General features: G+C 33.4%; 11 protein-coding genes. 4 read left to right on the top strand and 7 right to left on the bottom strand.

The features are described 5' to 3' along the window. Positions 1-21: 21 nt before the first annotated feature. Entirely contained in the window at positions 22-2169 is a 2148-nt protein-coding gene (locus FJOH_RS09895) for an RICIN domain-containing protein (protein ID WP_012023981.1), read from the bottom strand. Positions 2170-2554: 385 nt separating this feature from the next. On the opposite strand from FJOH_RS09895, the gene FJOH_RS09890 reads away from it, so the two are divergent. The 3 genes from FJOH_RS09890 to FJOH_RS09880 all read left to right on the top strand — a co-directional run bounded on the left by FJOH_RS09890 (position 2555) and on the right by FJOH_RS09880 (position 5382). Further along, positions 2555-2965 (top strand): group III truncated hemoglobin, encoded by a 411-nt coding sequence (locus tag FJOH_RS09890; RefSeq protein WP_044047635.1) that lies wholly within the window; start codon positions 2555-2557, stop codon positions 2963-2965. Positions 2966-3041: 76 nt separating this feature from the next. Further along, positions 3042-3485 carry a hypothetical protein gene (locus FJOH_RS09885; RefSeq protein ID WP_012023979.1) on the top strand — a complete coding sequence of 148 codons (444 nt, stop codon included), beginning with the start codon at positions 3042-3044 and terminating at the stop codon, positions 3483-3485. Positions 3486-3624: 139 nt separating this feature from the next. After that, entirely contained in the window at positions 3625-5382 is a 1758-nt protein-coding gene (locus FJOH_RS09880) for an aromatic amino acid hydroxylase (RefSeq protein ID WP_012023978.1), read from the top strand. A 169-nt stretch (positions 5383-5551) separates the two neighbouring features. Here the strand turns inward: FJOH_RS09880 and FJOH_RS09875 are convergent, their stop codons facing one another. From FJOH_RS09875 to FJOH_RS09850, 6 genes are all read right to left on the bottom strand, one after another. Next, a complete protein-coding gene (locus FJOH_RS09875) occupies positions 5552-6181 on the bottom strand; it encodes a DUF4230 domain-containing protein (protein WP_012023977.1) in 630 nt (209 codons plus the stop codon). Between the two features lie 200 nt (positions 6182-6381). Next, complete coding sequence (gene tamL, locus FJOH_RS09870; protein ID WP_012023976.1) at positions 6382-8700, bottom strand: translocation and assembly module lipoprotein TamL; 2319 nt, start codon at positions 8698-8700, stop codon at positions 6382-6384. Continuing rightward, a complete protein-coding gene (locus tag FJOH_RS09865; RefSeq protein ID WP_012023975.1) occupies positions 8684-13783 on the bottom strand; it encodes a translocation/assembly module TamB domain-containing protein in 5100 nt (1699 codons plus the stop codon). The genes tamL and FJOH_RS09865 overlap by 17 nt, the downstream gene beginning before the upstream one ends. A 297-nt stretch (positions 13784-14080) precedes the next feature. Next, positions 14081-15313 carry a glycosyltransferase gene (locus FJOH_RS26230; RefSeq protein ID WP_012023974.1) on the bottom strand — a complete coding sequence of 411 codons (1233 nt, stop codon included), beginning with the start codon at positions 15311-15313 and terminating at the stop codon, positions 14081-14083. A 116-nt stretch (positions 15314-15429) separates the two neighbouring features. Then, complete coding sequence (locus FJOH_RS09855) at positions 15430-16389, bottom strand: GSCFA domain-containing protein (protein ID WP_012023973.1); 960 nt, start codon at positions 16387-16389, stop codon at positions 15430-15432. Positions 16390-16487: 98 nt separating this feature from the next. Further along, entirely contained in the window at positions 16488-17291 is an 804-nt protein-coding gene (locus tag FJOH_RS09850; RefSeq protein ID WP_012023972.1) for a hypothetical protein, read from the bottom strand. Between the two features lie 277 nt (positions 17292-17568). On the opposite strand from FJOH_RS09850, the gene FJOH_RS09845 reads away from it, so the two are divergent. Continuing rightward, positions 17569-19314 (top strand): ABC transporter ATP-binding protein, encoded by a 1746-nt coding sequence (locus tag FJOH_RS09845; protein ID WP_012023971.1) that lies wholly within the window; start codon positions 17569-17571, stop codon positions 19312-19314. The last annotated feature ends 214 nt before the right edge of the window (positions 19315-19528 follow it).

The following is a 19528-nucleotide window of genomic DNA, read 5'->3' as shown; positions in this document are numbered from 1 at the left end:
AATTGAACCCTTAATTGATAATTATTGTTTTAATACTTTTTTAGAATAAGACCCTGCTCCATCGTTTACTCTCACAATATAAACTCCTTTTGGAAGTCTCGAAACTTCAATTTCAGAAAGATTTCCTTTTACAAAATTTACATTTCGTTTCAACACGCTTTGTCCGTTGATATTGAATATTTCTACATCGGCAGTGCCTTCATGATTTGTTTCAATTTTTAAATGATCGCTTACTTCATCAATATAAACAGCCATATCAGCTGTATTTTCATTTTCTTTAGGGTTTACAGATAACGCTTTTTTTGCCGTAGACTCAACCTGAACAAACTGCCATTGCTGATTTAATCCTCCTGTATAATCCCAAACCTGAATATTAGCTCCATTTGCTGTAGATACACTTTCAACATCAAGAGACTTACCTGTATTTACATTCGTAATTTTATAATATCCTCCACCAAGACTTTCAACCGTCCATTTAAATTCATTAGAATTAGAGAAAGTTCTCTGCTGTACTTTTAGTCCATTTGCTGTTCCATTATTTTCAACTGCCAGATACATTCCGGTTGATTTTACTATAATGTAATAATTGCCGGCTCCGTCAGAAACAAATCTCCAACGCTGGTTATTTCCGCCGCCGTTAGTTATATCATATTGCTGAATTCTTCCGCCGCTCGTTGTTGAATTATCTGCTACGTCAAGTCCTTTATTACTGTTTCTTGAAATGATATTATAATATCCCGGAAAACCAGTTGGAGGCGGTGTTCCTGCTCCCCAGGTAAAAGTAACTGCTGATGAACCCGGAACTGCATAATTAAACGCTGATGAACCCGAAACCACTTTTATTGTATTTGATGATCCGGAAGTGTTATATACTACAAGAGCGATAGATCCGTCAGGATTTTTAAATCCAACTGATAAAATACTGCCGCTTGTGCTGGAAGAACCAATTCTTACTGCACCCGGTTTTACATATTTAGAAATTTGACCAATAATATAATACGCCACATTTCTGGTATAACTCGTACTGTTATTAACCGTAATAGCACCTAAACATGTGTTGCATCCGCCTGGTGTGCGTGGTCCTAAACTAGAATTATTGGCAGCATTCCATTCTAAAACTGTTTTGGACCAGTTGTTGGTGCTTCCAATAACTACATTTTGCATGTGCCAGCCAAAATCGCCGCTAAAACTCCCTCCCGAACCTGTATATTGTTCTGTAAAATAAACGTTTTTGTTTGTTTGAGTCTTTACAGTTGACATTGCAGAAATATTTCCTAAATACAAATGAAACGCAGCACCGTCAACATAACTGCTGTTGTTTAATACATCTATTGGATAAGCAGTATTGTCGCAGTTATGATCAAAAGCTATGATTTTGACATTTCCAAAACCCGCTGATGCCATTTGAGGCCCAAGCTGCTGGTTAATAAAATTCTTTTGTTCTGTAGAATTCATCAGCATACTTGGTTCGTTATGCGGATTTTCAGGTTCATTTTGAGGTGTGATTGCCCAAATTGGAATTCCCTGTGCCTGCATAGCTTGAAGATATTTTACAAAATATCTTGCATAAGCAGCATAATATTGTGTCTGCAGACTTCCTCCTATCCATGAATTGTTAGTCTTCATCCAGCGGGGCGCTGACCACGGTGTTGCCAATATTTTAATGTTTGGATTGATCTGCTGGATCTTTTTAATAATTGGAATTAAATACGTTAGATCCGGTCCGTTCAAACTAAAATTGTTCATATTGGTATCGCCGGAAGTTTCATTATAACTATAAGAAGAACTGCTTAAATCTGAAGCTGCAATACTAATACGAACTACGCTTGCATTTAATCCTGTATTTGGATTATACAAATCATTTAATAATTGATTTTGCTGTGTTGCGGCCATTCCGCTGATTACTTCGGCACTTCCTTCGGTAAGTGTGTAACCAAAACCGTCCATTGTCTGGTAAGTCGTTCCTGCGTTAACCGTAACTGTTGAGGGATTGGTCCCGGAATTGGTTCCGAAATTTACTGTACCTTGCTGCTGCAGGAGTCTTGTCTGATCGCCAGATGTTATAAAAGGTGTAACAGTCTGAGCGCTTACATTAATACATAAAAGCATGATAATGACCTGCATTATGCTTCTCACTCGATTTGTAGGTTTTTGAGTAGTTTTGTGCATTTTTTTGTGGTTTTTGAGGTTTGTAGATAGTTAAATTTTTCTCATTTTATTATGATTAATTTTATTAAAACGCATCGAAATTAATTCAATTTTCACGAAATCGATATAATTTGAACTTTACAAATACACATCATTTGTAAAAATTAACTTAACAAAAACTCATCTTCATTTTTCATAAATACCTGAAAATCAATTATTTAATATTTTAAAAATCATAAAATAACTAATCTTATTTTTTACATTGATTAGAATATTCTAAAAATCAATTCTTTAATCAATATGCAGCCTATTTTATGATGTTATAAAATTTTCACAAATGACAAATATCATAGAACAAACTTGGAGTTATGGCGTATTTTTGCATTTCAATTTTACACAGAGAATCATGTCAGAACTTAAAGATATTTCAACCTTAGAAGACATCAAACAAATGGTTGACAGCTTTTATGCCAATGTTAGAAAAGATGATCTAATAGGCCCAATTTTTAATGACAAACTACAAGACCGCTGGGAACCTCATCTGCAAAAAATGTACGGATTCTGGCAGACTATTTTATTTGATGTTCGTGCTTATTCGGGAACTCCTTTTCCGCCGCACAAACAACTGCCGGTTGATAAAACACATTTTGACCGCTGGATTGCCATTTTTAATATTACAATCGATGCTCAGTTTGCAGGCGTGATTACCGAAGAAGCAAAAATGCGTGCCACAAACATGGCATTTATGTTCAGTCATAAAATTGAATATTTCAGGAATGCTGAAAATGAATTGAGAAATGCCGCAAAAAAATCTTAGAAAATTTCTTTCAAATAACAAACAGAATTTTATATTTGGCTAAAATGAATTAAACCAAAATCTATATTTCTTAGTTATGAAAAAAGCAATCTCATTTGTTATTATCTGTTTTACATTTATAAACCAATTAACTGCACAATCACAAGCGCCCTTTTCTAATTTATATAAAGGAACGGTTGATGGAAAAACGCCAGTTACTTTTTATATTAAAGCAACAGAAAACCAATGTACGGCTGATTTAAGTTATGTAGCAATATACCGTTATAAATCAAACAAATGGCTTCATCTGGATATTACACAGAACAGAAAAGCTGAAAATGAATTTATTATGGTTGAACATGGTTTCAGCGGTGTTTTGATTTTAAAGAAAACTGGAAATACTTTCTCTGGTTTATGGATTAGTCCCGATACTAAAAAGCAGTTAAAAATAGATTTAAAAGAAGTTTCAATGACTAAAAAAGAAATCGAAAACTACGAACAAACTCTGGAAAGAGTAAGTTTCGAAAATAACGACTGCTAAAATTTCTATTTTTCTGTTAACGATCTAAAATCTACAAAAACGCAATAAAAATCAGTTTCGAATAAAAATTTTGTGATGAAATGCAAAAATTAGGAGTCTAAATTCGTAATTTTACATTCTAATCTACAACGTTTTCGAAATGAATGCATCTATAGAAACCAATCCGTTATTAGAACGATTGCCAAAACATTTAAAGCAATTTATTAAACCTCAGGATTATAGTGATTATACACCAATTAATCAGGCGGTTTGGCGATATGTTATGCGCAAAAATGTAGATTATCTCTCAAAAGTTGCACATCACTCTTATTTAGATGGTTTACGCAAAACGGGAATCGAAATTGATTCTATTCCGAGTATGTACGGAATGAATCGTATTTTAACCGAAATTGGCTGGGCTGCTGTTGCTGTTGACGGTTTTATTCCGCCAAATGCTTTTATGGAGTTTCAGGCTTATAATGTTTTGGTTATTGCATCAGACATTCGACAATTAGAACATATTGAATATACGCCTGCTCCAGACATCATTCACGAAGGTGCCGGCCACGCTCCTATTATTGCAAATCCTGAATATGCTGAATATTTAAGACGTTTTGGTGAAATTGGGTGCAAAGCAATTTCATCTCATAAAGATTATCAGATGTATGAGGCAATCCGACTGCTTTCGATTTTAAAAGAAGCTGAAGATACGCCGCAGGAAAAAATCGACGAAGCTGAAAAAGCAGTGGCTGATTTGCAAAATGATATGGGCGAATTGTCTGAAATGGCTCAAATTAGAAACCTTCACTGGTGGACGGTTGAATATGGTTTGATTGGAACGATTGAAAACCCTAAAATATACGGCGCCGGATTACTTTCTTCAATTGGCGAAAGTGCTTGGTGCATGACTGATAATGTAAAGAAAATCCCTTATGATATTTCGGCAGCAAATCAGAATTTTGATATTACGCAGTTACAGCCGCAACTTTATGTAACTCCTACTTTTTCTTATTTAAGTTTAGTATTGGAAGAGTTTGCTAATAAAATGGCACTTCGTACCGGAGGGCTTTCGGGAATAAAAAAACTCATTCAATCCAATGCTCTGGGCACAATTGAATTGAGTACAGGTTTACAAATTTCAGGAGTTTTTACAAATGTTATTGAAGAAGAAGGAAAACCGGTTTACATTCAAACAACTGGAAAAACTGCTTTGTCGTATCGAGAAAAAGAATTAGTAGGTCACGGAACTTTAACGCATCCGCACGGATTTGGAAGTCCGATTGGAAAACTGAAAGGTTTTAATCTGGCTATTGAAGATATGAGTCCAAAGGATTTACAGGCTTACAGTATTGTTGAAAACGAAACCGTAAAACTGGAGTTTGAAGGGAATATTATTGTAGAAGGTGAAATTATCACCGGATCGCGAAACTTACACGGTGAAATTATTTTAATCAGTTTTAGAAATTGTACTGTAACGCATGGCGAAACCATTTTGTTTCAGCCTGAATGGGGAAATTATGATATGGCAATTGGCAAAAAAGTGATTTCTGCTTTTTCCGGTCCTGCTGATGTAAATAGTTTTGACTTAATTAATATTGTTCCGTCTACAAAAACTATTAAAGCCAAGCATACTGAAGAACGCGACGAATTAGAGAATTTGTACGCAACAGTAAGAGATATCAGAAAGAATAAAGGTTCTAAAACGGAACTTAAATCTGTTTTTGAAAATTTAAAAAATAATCATTCTAACGATTGGCTTTTGTCTGTTGAAATTGCAGAACTTCTAAAGGATTCTGATGAAAAACAACTTTTACAGGAAGTTTTGGTTCATTTAGACCAGCTGAAAGAAAAACGTCCAGAAATTGCACATTTAATTTCTGGCGGATTGGATTTGATTTTTGATAAAGAAACTGTATAAAATATTGCACACTGATTGTACTGATTTAAACTAATAAACACAGATTTTTTTAAACCTTACAAGCTGCAAAGCATATTTTATTAAATGCCTATTAAAACTTAAACAAATCCCAGTGCAAACCCGTTTCATCGGTTAAACTCGTGGGCAAAAAACCTTAAAATATTAAAAATTACAATTTCAAATCCTGATTGAGCTCAGTTTCTGATTCAATAGTCTTTCCGTTGTATTGCAGTTTCCAGCCCATTGAATTGGTCAGGATTAAAATTTTAGACAATTCGCTTATCAATCTATTTTGGGCGTTTGTTTTTAGCGTTGACTGGTCGATTTTTTTCGCCAGATTGGCTTTTACTGATTTGTTGATTTTATTGTAGTCATCTCCTGTAAACGGATTCAGTTTGCTTTGTTCTACATCATAAAACTGAATATCAGGATTGATTGTGATTTCTTCTTTTGGAATATTTAGAATCGTGATTGTTTTGTTTTTTTCGTCGATATCGTATTTCATTTTATGCAAATCGTAGGCAACGGTTACATTGGCATTAACTACAATAAGTGCTTTTTTCTCAAAAGAAATCATGTTCATCAAATATTTCTGCTGATTTTTATAGGTAATCACTTCTGAGAAATGCCCTTCGGTAACTACCAATTTCCCAACGTTAAGAATCTGCTGCTGAATCAAATTAGTATTGTACTGAATATCAGAATCGTCTTCTTTCTTAAACTGGCAATATTTAAAAGCCAGAACAATTAATAAAACAATAACTCCAATACCTATAATTCTTTTGATCAAGTTTTGCATTCTAAAATATTTTAGACCAATTTACTTCATTTTTTCTTTTTTTCCGCCACGAATTCACGAATTTTCGCTAATCTATTCTTGATTAAATTACTATATCTCAAATATAAAAATTCGATTAATTAAAATTCAACGAACTGCAAATTGTGTGAATTCGTGAATAGCTTCACCTGTTCGCTATCGCTCGAGTCGTGGCGAAAAACTTAAAACGGATATCCAATAGCGATATTCAAAATCAGATTGTCTTTTCTCCAGGAACTGCTTCCAAAATTAATATCATCAATTACCCATCTTTGTCCGTCTGGCAAAGCAGGATTTCGAAGCGGCATGGCTAAATCAGTTCTTAATATCAGGAATGATAAATCAAAACGCAGACCTACTCCTGCTCCAACGGCAAGTTCTTTCATGAAATCTTTTGAAATTTCGGCACCGGGTTTGTCCGGATCGGCATGTAAAAGCCAAATATTACCTGCATCTAAAAATACAGCGCCTCTCACAATACTAAACAATTTTGCACGATATTCTGTATTGAATTCCAATTTTAAATCGGCTGATTGATCTGGTGTGTAATTAATATTTGTAGTCGTTTCCGGAATCACATAACTTCCCGGCCCTAAAGTTCTTGCTCTGAAAGCTCGAATACTGTTGGTTCCCCCCACCACAAATTGTTTTGAAGCAGGAAGTGTATTCGAATTTCCGGATGCAAATCCGGCTCCTACGATTAATCGGCTGGCGAGTTCACTTTCTTTTCCTAACTTTAAATAATGTCTGAAATCTGATTTGATTTTGACATACTGGCTAAACGGAACATCAAATATCGTTTTTACATTATTTGGATAATCTGCACCGGTTACTAATCCTGTTATGTTTCCTGCCAGATCTAATTCACCATTAAAATAAATGGTATTTTTTCGGCGTTTTTGCATTGTATTGGTGTACGTGTAATTGTAAGTTGGACCAAAAATCAATTGTTTTTCAATTACTTTTCCTAAAGCAGGATCTTCCTGAATATCTTCTAAATATTCTGGCGTAACATGATTTGGACTCACATAAGTTACATCTATTACATTCAATTGATGTTCTTTGCGAATGTTTTCTTTCCATAAATATCCAAATGAGGTATTAAAGGAATTTAAAGCATACAATTGTGTACGTTTTTGATATTCATAACGTAATGTTGCTTTAGTTCTTGGCACATATTCGCTGTTTCCTTCAATATTAAAAGGCGTAATAAATCTTGGCCAGGTTAAACTGGTTTCAGCTCCAAGTTTATAGATGTTTTTTCCTTTGTTTACACCGCCCAACTGAAAATCGGCACCTCCAAAAATTGAGAAAGTGAACAATTCTGCGCCGCGAAAGAAATTACGATTATTCCAGTTTACATTTACTTCTGTTCCTGTATAACTTGCTGAATTGGTTTTTCCTAAAACCTCAACCCGAATAAATTTCTTAGGAAGAAGTGTGAGGTAATAATAGGAATCCAAAGCATTTTTAATACTATCTGACGGTTTAAATTCATTTTTTACAAAACTGAAAGTTCCCAAATTTACAAATCGGTTTAAGGTTAGATTGTGATCTTTTCTATTATACAAATCCCCTTTTTTAAAATAGATTGTACGGTCATAAATTCTGGGCTTAAAAGTCTCTGCAGTATCTATAATTGTAAAATCTTTATACTGCTGAATATTTTTTTTCCTGTAAACCATGCTGTCATTGTTCAGCGAATAATTGGGATATACATAGATTTTATCAATTTTATAAGCTGTAAGTGCTTTTACAGGTGTATCGTCTTTTATTACCAGTCTAATATTGACTTCGTGATCGCCTTTACTGCTGTCTACTTTTGCCAAAATATAATCTGGGTTAAAATAGTAATAACCTTTTTCTTTTAATCTGGCGTCGATTCGTTCTCTTTCGGATTTAATTACATCCAGATCATACGGATTTCCAACTTTAAGCAGGCTTCTTCGGCTTGATCTTCCTATAATTCTGGACATTGCGAGTGAATCATCGGGAAAAATAACGCTTTTAATTTTGTATTGTTTTCTGGGCGTAACGGTATATTCGGCTGTAACTCTTTTGTTTCGAACAGTAGAATCAGCACTTACACGTGTTTTAAAAAAACCACGGTTTTCAGTAAAATTTCTTAAAACCGATGCATTATAATCTAAATCTACTTTACTAAAAAGCACGGGCTCTTCTCCAACCTTAGTGCGAAGCCAGTATCTAAATCCTTTTTGTTTTTTTGGTTCGCCTGCAATATTATAGAACCATAATTTTGGACGTAATCCTAAAAATGTTTTGTTTGGTTTTGGACGAAGAAGACCTTCCAGCTCGGTTTGCAGTGCTTTTCTATCTTTCTTTTTCATAATAGAATCTTTCACTTTTACAGAACCGCCGGTATAAAGCAAATCGCCTTCTGGAAGATATTTTGTATTGCTGCATCCAAAAACAAAAAACAGGGATAGCAGTACAAAATACTTTGCAAAATGATTATTTATATGATTATGTTTTTTGTTCATTTCCTTCAATTTGATTTTCCTGCAATTTCTCCTTCTCTTTGTCTTCCTTTTTTTTCTGTTTTTCCTTTTCTTTTCGAAGCTTTTCTTCTCGAATCAATTCTTTTTCTTTTTCACTGCGATGGAAAAGTTCTCTGAATTTATTGTAACTCATCGTGATAATAAAAGCAACACCTGTTTCTACAACCTGCCCTTCTACTGCAACCTGATATTGATTTTTTCTATAAGCACGAACCATATAACGTCCGTCTTTTGTCAATTGATAATCTAAAGCAACATCACCCGCAATATTGGTGCTTTCTTCATTGGCACGCTCTGCTCCTTCTACTCCAAAACTGCTTCCAACTGTTACTTTTAATCTATCGTCCAACAGTTTTTTAGAAACCTCCACATTCAGATCGGTTCTGTTTTGCATGGTTCCCGAAGTGTAATCTTCAGATGATTCTAAATCAAAATTGACTTCAAATCCTGTAATTAATTCTCCTGCCAGGTTATTTAATTGCTGAGAAAGTATTTTGCTTACACTTTGTCTCGCCATTGTTTCAGCACTTATGCCGCCACTTTGACTCGCGAACGGATTTTCACCAACAAAACGGTTTAATAATAAAAGTGCAAAAACTTGTTTATTTAATTCTGCAGGGTCTTGTTCCAGCTGTTTTAATTTATTCTGTGTTGTTGTAACCACATCGGTCGAAACATTATAATTCCCTTCCGGTAATACAATTCCAAATGAAATTTCAGGCTTCATCAATTCTCCATTCATTTTCAATAAAGTCTGAAACGGAAGCTTTTGTTTGTAGGTATTCTGAACTGCTTGTTCCATTCCTGCCAACTGATTTCCAAGTAAATCAATTGGAGCAGCATTTACCTTGTAAATAGCTGTAATATTTAAATTAGCCATTGTTGGTTCGCCGTTCCAGGTAATATAACTTCCTTTTTGAATATCGAATTTTCTTTTGATTCCGTTAAAATTCATTTCATAAGCACCGTCTGAAAACTCATATTTTCCGGTCAGAGTCGTTTTTCCTGATTGGTCAATTCCGCCCACCAATTCTGCTTCACCTTTTAAATTCAAATAATCACCATTTGCCTTGTCAATCAGTAAGGTCAATTCTGCTTCTTTATCAATCGAAATAGCAACATTCACGTCCATTCCTTTTAATTCAGACTGATCGAGTTTATTCTGCAAGTCGACCGTTTGTTTCAAATACATATTATCTTCATTCACAAACTCAACAATTCCTTCACGATCAGCGATTGAAGGATCTGACTGCGGCAGGACAACCGTAAATTTGGTTTCTTTATTGATTTTAAGCGTTCCGTCGACAACAGGACTGTCCAGATTTCCTTTGATATTCAGTTTTGTATCCAAAAACAAATCGCCATAAAACAAATCATTGTCTTTTGCTTTCGAATTTATGGCTCTAAAATCATCGGCTTCGACAACTAAATCGAAATTGTATTTTCTAAAATCAGGCGATTTTATATTTCCGTTTACATATAATTCATTGTCGTTTTCATCAAAAAGAGAGAATTTATCAAATGTAATTGTCTCATTACTAAAAGTGATTTTTTCGTTTTTAGTTTTAAAATACGAGTTGAGCTGTGTTACTCTAAAACCAGTATCGTTAAAATTTAATTCTCCATTAATTTTTGGCTGCGAAGTGTTTCCGGTAACTTTAAAATTTCCTGATAAATATCCCGTTCCTTCGGTAACATTGCCCATTGTAAAGCCTTGAATGCTTTTTATATTTAGTTTATTGATATCGATATCAAAATCAAAATTTCCGGCATCAAGCTTATAATCTCCTGTTAGTTTAAGATCATTTCCTTCGTCGCTTAAAGTTACATTTGCGGCAAGAGTATTAGCAGTTTTGTTGTCTACTTTAATTTCTAAATCGCCTACTTTTTCTCCTTTAAACGCAAAATCATCAATTTTTAAATCTGATGTAAAAGTCGGGTTTGTCATTACATTTTCGACCAGAGCATTTCCGTTAATTAAACCCTGCATTAAAACTTCGTCTTTTTTGACCATATTCATAATAGTCTCTATTTTGAAGTTTACAAAATCAACCTGCAAAGGCGCATTATCCTGCGTTCCCTGCGACTGGACTTTTAATTCATTTCCGTTATTGTTCAGGTTGAATTTGTTTACATACAATCTTTTTTCTCCAAATTCAATGGCGTTTTCCGGATCAAGATTCCATTTATCATAATTTAAAACAAAGTTCTCGGCATCAAGTTTTACAATGTTTTTAGAATCTTCTGTTTTAAATTCTCCTGCTATGTAATATTGCTGTTTTTGTTTGGCATCCTGAACTTCGAGAGCATAAGTCAAAGTATTATTTTGTACATCGCCTTTTAAAGTGGTAAACGGTATTTTCAATGAACCACCTTCTATTGTGGCAATAGAAACAGAATATTCTAAAGCATTTTCTTTGGCTTCTATATTTATTTTCCCATCAGAGATTGTGTTGTCTCCATAAGTAATTCTTGGTATAGTTCCTCTTACTTCTAAAGAATCTGTTGCATTATTGTACTTTCCGGTAATTTTAATTGGCTCTAAACCTGTTAGTTTCGGAATCAATTTAAAAAGAATCGGATCGTTGTCTACTGTTAATGTAAAGGCAAGTCTTTGTTTATCAGATTCTGCTTTTGCTTTTGGCGTTTTTAAATCAATATATTTCGATAGTGATTTTTTAACTGCATCGGCAAGCGTGGTTAATTTATATTTTCCGTCGACTTCGGCTTTTAAAAACTGAGACGAGATTTTAATATTATTTCGGGTATTATCTGAAAATGCAATTACACGAACAGAATCCAGAACAATTGGCTCAGCATCTTGTAAAATCTGAACATTAGACAAAAATACTTTTCCGTTTAAAAAATCGGGGTTACTGTTAGCAATGTCTGCATCTATATTTCCACGAAGTTTCATTGGTCCCGCATGCAGATTCAGCTTTTCTAAATCGGCAATATCTAAATTCAGTTTTAATTTTACAGTTGGGTACTTGTCTTTTGTATCGCCGCTGGCTGTTAAATCAAAATTGAGGTTTGGATCTTTCATTCCGGATTTTACAGCAAATGAACCGTTTGCAATGTTTCCTTTTAACGCTAAATCTCTATAGGTATAGCCGTTAAAAGCTGCTTTTTTAACCAAACCGTCTATTACAGCATTGGCAGTTTTAGGATCTAAACCATTTCCTTTGACTTTTGCTTTAAGTGTAATTTTTCCAATTGAATCATTTTTGATTAATCGTCCCAAATCAAAATCCAGCAAATATACTTCGGCATCGTATTTCTCTTTTTTCTTGATTCTCTGGTCGAATAGTGCATCGATTTTTGCGTTTCCAAAACTGCTGTTTAAAGCTAAATTGGTTTTAAAGTTTTGAACAGAACCTTTAAATTTTCCCTGTAGACTTAATTGTGAAGGCAATTGAATGTTTTTAGGAATAGTTCCAGCCGGCACAAACATATTGATATCTTTTGATGTGCTCGAAATTTTTTTGATATTCAAATCATAATACGCTTTTTCGGCATCAGGCAGTCCGGTTATTTTCCCCGAAAGGGAAACTTTTGTAGTACCAATACCGCTCATTTCGAATTTTGCAATATTCAAATCTTTAACTTTTCCGCTTACACGGCTGTCTACATATAAAACAGCATTAGGATTGCTTTTAAACGGATTTGTTTTTTGAAGATCGGGCACAAACAATAAAATGTCTCTGAAACCAATTTTAGACTGTTTCAAATTGGCGTCAATAGCAAGATTTCCTAACTCTTTTTGCAGTGATGCAAGCGATTTATATTCGGCTTTTATTTTGTCTTGTACTAATGTCTGCGGTGTTTTTAGATACAAGTTATCCAAAGACGCATTTTTAGGTCCGTAAAAGAAATCAGTTTTTAGAGCCTGAATCTGTAAACCGCGTTTTTCATTAACGGTCAGCTTTTTTATATTTCCCGAAATTGTGTCATTTCCGTAATATAATTTCTCGGCTTCAAAATTAAATTTACTCAAATCTAAATGGCTGTAATCGATTCCTTTCGTTGTGGGTTTCGACTGCATATCATCAAATTTAAAAGCTACGTTTTGTATATTAATTTTGTTAAGCCTGGCTTTCCAGCCTGCTTGTTTAATTGCAGTTGTGTCTAAGTTTGGTGCGTTGATTTGTTTGTCTTTTGCGCCTAATCGTAAGTTACCGCTAAGATTTTTTAATTCGAAAGTATCGAAATCTAAAAATTGTTTGTTTAAATCAATTTCATTAACGGATAAATTCAGGTTTCCAAGTTTTATTCCCGAATCTAATTTTGAATCTTTGTTATCGTAAAGGATATCAATTTTTGAAAGACTGATTTTTCTAAGATTTAAATTGAAATCCGGACGTTTTGAAATAGTATCAACAGTTTCAACCGAAACTTCGGCTATTTTTTCGACAACATCCTGATCTAAAACCAGTTTTAATCCATCAAGATTGATATTCGGAATATTAAATTTCATGTTATCCAAATCGAATTCCTTGAACTTAGTATCAAAATGTGTCAGGTTTACCCGAATATCATTTTTAGCATAATCGTCTTTAAAATTAAATTTAATGTCATCCAGATTTACTTTTACAACTGATATCTTGAATGGTTTTGCATTAGGATCTTCAACTTTTGGCTCTTTAGATTCAAATGCTTTTATGATGTAATCAAAATTGAAAACACCATTCTTGTTTCTGGAAATATTTGCTTTTACGTTTTTAAGTGAAACAGAATTGATTTCGAGTTCACTGCTTACAAGTTTAAAAAGGTCAACATCGACCTCTAAACGTTTACCAGCCAATAAAGTATCTTTCTTTTGGTCTTCAAAACAGAAACCTTCCAGAACTACATCTTTTGGAAATTTTATCGAAATATAGTCTAAGGAAACTTTGGTTTTTATTTTATCCTGAAGATAAGTAACCGCTTTATTTTTAACGAAATTTTGAACCGATGGAACCTGAATTAATATAATAAGAAGCAATAAAAGTGCCACTACAGAAACCACGCACCATACCAGTACACGAAGTGTTTTTTTTAAATAATGAATGGGTTTCTTATTCATAGGTCAATAAAATACAGGATTTAATTACTTCTGAAAAAAGCAGGGTTATACATCTTACAAAAATGTAAATTTTAAACCTTTAACAATTTACATAATTATTGGCAATTATTCTAAAATTTCACTGTTAAATAGTTAATTTCTCACATTTACAAATGTCCTAAATACAAATAAAAAAGAAACAGCGCTGAGAATATCAGCACTGTTCCTTTTTGTCTTATATTATAAAAAGTTAATTCTTTACATTAAAGGTCTATTAAAAGTTGAAAATCCAGACTTGTTATATCCCTAAATTCTATGTTAATCTAAAATCAGGTTTACAGCTCCTTCTTCTGCCCCAAATTTGCTTTGGGTTAATAATGGATTTGTTGGATTTTCTTCGTACGCCCAATCTTTTACGCCAAGTTCTTCAAATCGCTCTTTTATTTTTTGATTATAAAAGGCAGCAATGGTTCTAACCCTGCGTTGAATATCTCCTCTGGCTGTATCGTGAGTATTTGCAGCGTTTTCGTTAGAATAAATAAATTGCAAATAACCTATTTTAGGTATTCTTATTAATTTGGTCGCAAGAAAAGTCCGCACCATTAATTCGTAATCATCTGCAATAGATAATCTTCTTCTATGTCCTCCAATTTGATGATATACTGATTTTCTCCATACCCGAATATGATTGGGTATTCCAACTATATGACGAATTGTTTTGGGGTTGATATTCATAGAAATATAGACCTGCATCAATTTCCCCATCACAAACTGGTTTTCGTATTTCCCGTAACCAAAAGCAAACTCGTCTGGATAAGTTAAGGAATTCCAGTTCTCATCAATTTCTGCGCAGTCTGAATAAACAAACCCAGCTTCCGGATACTTTCTAAATGCTTCTACTATATTAAAAGCACAATCTGGTATAAGATAATCGTCATGATCCAGTTCTGCCAGGTAATCTCCATTACACATACACGCAGCACGATATTTAACTTCACCAATTACTCCTCCTGATTTTTCTTTAAAATCATACACTTTAACACGCAGATCTTTTGCAGCTATATCTTCAGCAATCTTTAGAGTTTTTCCGTCATCATTTGAGTCATTTACTATTACCCATTCCCAATTAATATAGGTTTGATTTTTTATTGATTCATAAGTCCTTAAAAGTTTTTCACCTGTATTATAAATCGGTGTAAAAAAAGAAATCAAATCATGAGTCTGATAGGACAGAATATAATTCATCGCACAATTGTATGCGATTTCACCAATTTCATCTTTTTTTGAATCTGGTAAATTTATCCATCTTCTTCTTATGTCTATTGGCAGGTTCATCAGATTGAGACAATGCTCAGGAGAACTAACAGTAGTTACAATACAGTCTGGATTAAATGAAATGATAGATTTATTAATATCCTTATCATCCTTTAAATACATTACCTCTAAATCATTAGACTCATAACTGGCTAATTTTACAGATTTAAGATCTGGCTCATCATTTCCTATATAAATAATACGGGGCAGTCCTCTTTTGGATTCTAATGCTTTCATTCGTCAACTTAAATTTAGAGTTAAAACAAAAATTTACTTTGATTAACAAACGCAAAGATACCAAAAAGTAAGATATTACCTATTTTTGAGATTAGAATACTATTTGATCCCCCGATTTAGAATTTAATGTGTGGTGATTTTTCTCCTAAAAGGTTTATTTTCTGCTGAAGTTTAGCTAAGAATTTTTGGTGCTGTTCAGATTCTGGATTGAAGCTTCTGTGGCGAAGGCTTTTTTGAATTTCGTCTACTTCCTGCATTATTAAAACACTTTCTTGCGAAATGTAATTTTCGCTGAACAGTTTCCAAATGTAATCAATCGCAATTTGGTTGGGGTGAAGCATATCTTCATTATAAAAACGATAATCGCGAAGTTCGTCCATCACAATTTCGTAAGAAGGGAAATAATTATGAGTTATGAATTGTGAATTGTGAATTTTTAAAACTTGGTGCAACGCTGAAAACAAATGAGATTTACTTAACTGGTTTTCTACAAATCCATCTTTTATGTGGCGCACTGGCGAAATCGTAAAAATGAAATTAATATCAGGATTTAAAACCTGAATTAAATCTATTGTTTTTTGAATGCTTCTCTGAATTACATCAACAGATAATAATTCTTTTGAGAATTGTTTTTGCGGGACTTTATGACAATTGGCGGCTATTTGCTCACTTACAAGGTTTCTGTAAACCCAGGAAGTACCAAATGTAATGATGATATCTGAAGCTTCTTTTAATTGTTTATTGGTTTCTGTAATAGCTTTGTTGAGCGTTTCCAGTAATTCCTGCCTGTCAGCATTACTTAAATCAGAATGAACCTCAAAGCTATGCCAGCGCTCGTTGTAAAAGAAAACGTCTTTTTCTGTAAACCACTGTTTGTTACAAACTCTTTCAAACAGCTTTTCAATTGAAACAGGATTAAAAATAATCCCAAACGGATTGGTTTCATTTTGAAATTTAAAATAATCAAATTTCCCAGCCATATTTTCTGCAAAACAAGAACCAACAGAAAGTATTTTCGAATTATAATCAATCGGATTATTACTTTTTGAAATTGGGATTTGGGTTCTGAACTGCATGATTTCTAAATTTAAACACGAATTTCACCAATTTTTGCCAATAAAAAAACCAAATACGAAAAGTATTTGGTTTTTATAATAAAGTGTATAGTCTTTAATTAATAAGTATACTCGTTTATTTCATTAATTGTTGTTCCATCATTTTTATAGTTGGTAATTTTTGATGGGTAATCATTTGCGTCATATACAATTTCTCTTTTGTATACATTTGCTGCGCCTCCATCTTTATAAGATGCAGTATATTTTATAACATTATTTACAGAACTAACTGATCCTTCGCCTTCACTATGACCTATTAATAAATTAAATCCTAAGATATTTTTAAATGGATTATTTTTATTGTCATATTCATATACAGCTGTAAATACACTGCCCGTTTCTGAATCTGTTTCAACACTTTTTACTAAATTTCCGTTTGCAAAAGTCAATACCTCAACAGTACTGTTTTTTGTTTCAACTCCTGTTTTAGTATTTATCCTGTAATGCTCTTTTTTTATTGTTCCATCTGCATTATGTATGTATACATATCTGCTTTGATATTCTCCATTAGGAAATTCTGCCGAAAATCCTTCTGCAAACGTAGACTCAGTTAATTTTCCGTTTGTATATTTATAACCTACAATATCGCTGATAATATCTTTACCGCTTTCAGTATCATAGTTAATCTCTTTAACAATTTGACTGCCTTCATAAGTATAATCAGTTCTTCCAGCCTCATCTTTTACACTTACAACCTTATTACCATCGTAAGTACTTACATATGAAGAGTTATCTGAAGGATATTGTATATTAGAATATTTAATCGTTCTTGGTAAAACAACATTACTATCCTGATTATCATCGCTTGAACAAGACGTTAAAACTAATGCTAAAGCACTAAAAAGGCATAAATTTTTTTTCATTTTGACTTTGTTAAATTTATTACTGCAGCAAACATAACACAACCAAAAATCAAAACCTTACGGGATTCCACATTAAGATAAACAACACTACTCTAACATTTCTTAACACACTAATACTTATCAAAATATATGCATAATTCTATTTGGTAAGAAACCAAACCTCAAAAAAGCGTTGATAACTGCATCTGTAAAAAAATTAGATTTTTAATAACAAAAATGAACTTCAGAAACTAAAACAATTGCTTACTTTTGCATCTTCCATTTTTTTAAATACTCTATGAAATTATTATATTCTTACATAATCAAACATAAACTTTTATTGTTTTTTGCTTTGATTATGGCCTCGATAAACATTTGTTTCAGTTTATCAGATTCTATTATTACTGGTAAATTAATGCAGGACTGCGGGGTTGGTCTGCATAAATACGACGGAAATGCTGCCGGCTTTATTAAATCTTTATCTTTCTGGCTTGGGCTTTCACTTGGTGCGGCCATGATTTCTAGAATTACCAAAAACTTTCAGGATTACTTTACCAATGTCGTGATTCAAAGAACCGGCGCTCAAATGTATACTGACGGAATTAAAAAATCTTTAGATCTTCCTTATGCTGAATTTGAAGATCAGCGAAGCGGTGAAACTTTGAGTAAATTAACCAAAGTACGTTCTGATTCAGAAAAACTGATTACACTTTCTATTTCGCTTATTTTTCAAACCATTATCGGATTTATATTTGTAATTCTTTATGTTGCCCGCATTGATTACAGAATCTCGATTATCTTTTTAATTACGGCACCAATTATTGCTTTGGTAAGCTCTTATCTGGGGAAAAAGATTAAAATTGTTTCGAAAAAAATCGTAAACCAAACTAATGCTTTGGCGGGTTCTACAACCGAAAGTTTACGAAACATCGAATTGGTAAAAAGTCTTGGTTTGACTTATCAGGAAGAGAAGCGTTTAAATCTAAACACTTTTAAAATCCTGCAGTTAGAATTAGAAAAAATCAGATTTATTCGAAGCTTAAGTTTTATTCAGGGAACAACAGTTCACTTTTTAAGAACTTGTGTGGTTTTTACTTTGTACTATTTCTTATTTGGAGGAAAAATTATTGTGGGTGATTTGCTTACAATGGTTTTCTTTACATTTTTCATTTTTGGTCCGCTTCAGGAACTTGGAAATTTCATTATTGCATTGAATGAAACCAAAGTATCTATGGAGAATTTCAAAACTTTATTAAGTGCTCCAAAAGAATTTCGTCCGCAGAATCCAAAACACGTTGGAGCAATTCAGTCATTGTTATTCTCAAATGTGAGTTTTCAGCATAAAACAGCCAAATTTAAAGCTGTAGAAAATATCAATTTCGAAATTAAACAAGGACAGACTGTTGCGTTTGTTGGTCCGTCTGGTTCCGGAAAAACAACTTTAGTAAAACTATTAGTTGGTTTATACACTCCAGCGGAAGGTCAGGTTCTTTACAATGATATTGATTCAACAGATATTGATTTGCTTGATCTGAGAAAACAACTTGGATTTGTAACTCAGGATGCGCAATTGTTTTCAGGAACTATTCGCGAAAACTTATTGTTTGTTAAACCAAATGCAACCGACGAGGATTTATACGACGCTTTAAAACGAGCAAGCTGCGACAAACTTTTAAGACGTGCCGAAGATGGTTTAAATACTACAATTGGTGAAGGCGGAATTAAAGTTTCGGGTGGAGAAAAACAGCGTTTATCTATCGCCAGAGCTATTCTTAGAAATCCGAATTTATTGATTTTTGATGAAGCAACTTCTGCTTTGGATTCAATTACCGAAGAAGAAATCAACGATACGATTCGAAATATCTCAGACAAAAACCGAATCACGGTTTTAATCGCTCACCGTTTATCAACCGTTATGCACGCTGACAGAATTTTTGTTCTGGAACAAGGTAAAATCATCGAGCAAGGTAAACACGAAGATTTAATTGTTGAAAAAGGATTGTATTATGCAATGTGGCGCCAGCAAATTGGGGAGCGTAAATAGATTTTCTAAAGGTTCTGAGGTGCTAAGCAGCTAAGAGACTAAGTTTTTTGAATAGCGTCCCGCTTTAGCTGGATGAATGATAAAATTAAAATTGAAAGGCTTTAGCCAAACATTATGTTTTGGCTAAAGCCTTTTTAATTATTCCCCATTTCGTCATCCAGCTAAAGCTGGACGCTATTGAATCCATATTAAATGCAAAACCCGACAGGTTTTA

This window comes from Flavobacterium johnsoniae UW101 (genome assembly GCF_000016645.1).
Classification (GTDB): domain Bacteria; phylum Bacteroidota; class Bacteroidia; order Flavobacteriales; family Flavobacteriaceae; genus Flavobacterium; species Flavobacterium johnsoniae.
This window is presented reverse-complemented; position numbering and strand designations above follow the sequence as displayed.